Consider the following 3,077-nt stretch of genomic DNA (forward strand, 5'->3'; position numbering starts at 1 on the left):
CAGGGCGGACATGAAAAGCGGCGGCACCTACGGGTGTCGCCGCTTTTGTGTGGATGCGGGGCAGGATATCAGGCTTGGTCGGTGATCACGCAGTGGTTGCCGGTGGTCTTGGCCCGGTACATGGCCTCGTCCGCCCGCTGGGTCAGGGCGTTGAGGTCGTCGCCCTCCTCGAACTGGGCGATGCCGTAGCTGAAGGAGAGGGGCTCGCCCGAGGGCGCGGCCGGCATGAAGGCGCGGATGCGCTCGGCCACCACGCCTGCCGCATCGGCAGTGCCCTCCATGAGGATGATGAATTCGTCGCCACCCCAGCGGACCAGGAGGTCTGTGGGACGCAGGGTGCGGGTGATGGCCGAGGCCACGGCCTTGAGCACGGTGTCGCCCTCGATGTGGCCCAGGGTGTCGTTGATGGCCTTGAACCCGTCGAGGTCGATGACAATGGCCGAGAAGGGCGTGTGGTTGCGTCCTGCCGTGTAATGGGCCAGTTCGAACCGCTCTTGCAGGGCGCGGCGGTTGGCTGCGCCGGTCAGGGGGTCGGTCTTGGCCATGCGCTCCAGCCGGGCCTGGAAGTGGTTGACCGTGAGCACGCACAGGAAAATGATGAGCAGGGATGCGCCAAGGCCCACGGACAGAGTGCGGATGAGGTTGTGCCGGGCCGTGGCCAGGGCCGCGCCCTCGTCCTGCTCCACGATGAGATGCCACTGGAATTCGGGCAGGTAGCGGGCCGAGAGCAGGATGTGGTCGCTGGCGAGGTCGTACTCGAAGGTGCGCGCGTCCTCGTGGGGTTCGAGGATGGCCGGGGCCACGGCGGCGATGCCAGGGGTCTCGGTGATGTACATGCGCTGGATGCGCGTTCTGTCGGTATGCACCTGGACAAGGCCGTCCTGATCCGTGAGGAAGACGTTGCGGCCGTAGTCCCGGCGGGCGTCCTCGAGCAGGGTGATGGCGTTGTCCATGCTCACGCCCACGCCGGTGACGCCCAGCAGGCGGCCCTGGGCATCCTCCAGCCGGAAGTTGACGAAGATGGTCAGCTTGTTCTCCTCGGCCTGGTTCGTGTCAACGACCAGGTCGTATTCCTTGCCCGAGCCGACAAAGGCGTAATACCAGACATCGTGGGAATCGCGCGGGCTGATGCGTTTGAGTATTCCCCGATTGTAATAATACTTGTCTGACGCGGCCGAGACGAAGAAGGCGGTGAGGAAGCCATGCTTTGACCGCAACTCCTCAAGATATATGACGATATCCAGAGGATCGCGCTTGCCGTCCACGACCCAGCTCTTGAGGAAGGTGTCGTTGGCCATGGACGAGGAGATGAGGATGGGCCGCATCATGGCCGAGTGGATTTCGGAATAGATGTTCTTGCCCGTCAGCGGCAGGGAGGAATTGATCAGTTCCTCGCGGATGGAATCGCGCGTGACCGTGTAGTTGATGACACTGGTGGCGGCAAATGACGCCAGCAGGATGATTGACAGGGCGATGAGCAGCTTGGTCTTGACCGACATGCGGCCTATATATGGTAGCGGGAGTCGCATGACAATGGGTTAGAGCAGGTCCGAGTCGAGGGTGATGGTCACGGGGCCCCAGTTGGTCAGGCGGATGCGCATGTCTGCCCCGAACTCGCCGCAGGCCACCGGGCCGGGGGCGCAGGCCCGGGCGTCGGCCACCAAGCGGTCGAAGAGGGCGGTGGCCACCTCGGGCGCGCAGGCGTCGGTGAAGGACGGGCGGCGGCCCTTGCGGCAGTCTGCATACAGGGTGAACTGCGGGACCAGGAGCAGCCCGCCTTCGATGTCTGCCAGGGAGCGGTTGAACCGGCCCTGGTCATCGGGAAATATGCGCAGCCCGATGAGCTTGTCGAGGAGCTTGCGCCAGACAGGCGAGCCGGGCAGGGCCAATGTATCGGCATGGCCGAACCCCACCAGCACGACGAGGCCGGTGGCGATCTCGCCGACCGTGGCATTGTCCACCTGGACCGCCGCCTCGGTGACTCGCTGGATGATCAGGCGCACGGCTGCTCTCCGCCGATGCTCTTGTGTCTGCCGGACATCAGTCTTCCCAGTAGGTGGCCTTGGACGAGTCCTTTTCGGACACCGAGACCTCGGCCAGCCGGACGTGCTTCGGCAGGGAATCCTTGAGCTCGCGGTAGATGAACATGGCCAGGTTTTCGGAAGAGGGGTTCAGCTCGGTGAAGCATTCGACCTCGTTGAGGTGCTTGTGGTCGAGACGATCGAGCACGGCCGAGGTCAGCCCCTTGAGTTCCTTGAAGTCCATCAGGTAGTGGACGTTGTCGTCGAGCCTGTCGCCCTCAACCACCACCTCGACCCCGAAGTTGTGGCCGTGCATGTGCTCGCACTTGCCGCCGTAGTTGCGCAGCTGGTGCGAGGCGGAAAAATCCCGGGTGATGGTCAGACGCCACTTGCCAGCCATTTTCATCTCTCCTTGTCCTGGTCCGGGCGGCGATACGCGCCCCGGAATGCGTCCCTTGGATACTTGCGGTCGTTGTCGTCGCATTTTTCGTGGGCGACGGCAACCAGATCGATGCCCAGCTCGTCGGCCATGCGGGTCAGATAGATGAGCACATCCGCCATCTCCATGGCCACGGCGTGTTTCGTGTCCCCGCCGATTTCCCGGCTCTCGGCCTCGCCCAGCCACTGAAAATGCTCCACCAACTCGCCCACCTCGGCTGTCAGGGCCATGACCAGATTCTTGGGCGACTGATGGCGCTGCCAGTCGCGTTCCTCGACGAATCGGCGGAGCCGAGCGGTTAGTTGTTTGAGCGAATCCATGTAGTTCATTGTGCTGAAAGAGTTGAAAGCAAACTAATAATCACTGCTCGACCAAGAATGACTGTTCCAGCAAATACGCAACCTGCTCCAATTATGACTATAATGCGAGAGCGGGATTGCCATGTAATGTATTCGCGTGTTTTTGTAGTTCCGCCAGCATTGATAGCTCCACTAGAAAAGTAAGGATCACCTTTGAATGGGAAGATGTGTTGATAGGTTGCGAGTATTAAACCGAAGACGTTTAGGAGAAAACCAATAAAATCGATCATGTTTGTTCTCCATATTGAGTTCTAGTGT

Annotated in this window: 5 protein-coding genes; all 5 read right to left on the reverse strand. The window is 61.4% G+C overall.

Features of this window, described 5'->3' with window-relative positions; all coding sequences use genetic code 11:
- Positions 1-68: 68 nt before the first annotated feature.
- The 5 genes from QQS14_RS16205 to QQS14_RS16225 are packed head-to-tail and all read right to left on the reverse strand — an operon-like array spanning position 69 to position 3,049.
- Positions 69-1,499 carry a sensor domain-containing diguanylate cyclase gene (locus QQS14_RS16205; protein ID WP_285908056.1) on the reverse strand — a complete coding sequence of 477 codons (1,431 nt, stop codon included), beginning with the start codon at positions 1,497-1,499 and terminating at the stop codon, positions 69-71.
- Positions 1,500-1,538: 39 nt separating this feature from the next.
- Positions 1,539-2,003, reverse strand: coding sequence for a D-aminoacyl-tRNA deacylase (dtd, locus tag QQS14_RS16210; protein WP_285908057.1), 465 nt, complete (start codon positions 2,001-2,003; stop codon positions 1,539-1,541).
- A 37-nt stretch (positions 2,004-2,040) separates the two neighbouring features.
- The gene (gene queD / locus QQS14_RS16215) at positions 2,041-2,421 is read right to left on the reverse strand and encodes a 6-carboxytetrahydropterin synthase QueD (protein WP_285908058.1); all 381 of its coding nucleotides are present in this window, start codon (positions 2,419-2,421) and stop codon (positions 2,041-2,043) included.
- Positions 2,422-2,423: 2 nt separating this feature from the next.
- The gene (locus QQS14_RS16220; protein WP_285908059.1) at positions 2,424-2,780 is read right to left on the reverse strand and encodes a nucleotide pyrophosphohydrolase; all 357 of its coding nucleotides are present in this window, start codon (positions 2,778-2,780) and stop codon (positions 2,424-2,426) included.
- Positions 2,781-2,785: 5 nt separating this feature from the next.
- Positions 2,786-3,049: a hypothetical protein gene (locus QQS14_RS16225; RefSeq protein ID WP_285908060.1), complete on the reverse strand. Its 264-nt coding sequence runs from the start codon at positions 3,047-3,049 to the stop codon at positions 2,786-2,788.
- Positions 3,050-3,077: the final 28 nt, after the last annotated feature.

The sequence above is a fragment of the Pseudodesulfovibrio pelocollis genome (assembly GCF_030282845.1).
GTDB lineage: Bacteria > Desulfobacterota > Desulfovibrionia > Desulfovibrionales > Desulfovibrionaceae > Pseudodesulfovibrio > Pseudodesulfovibrio pelocollis.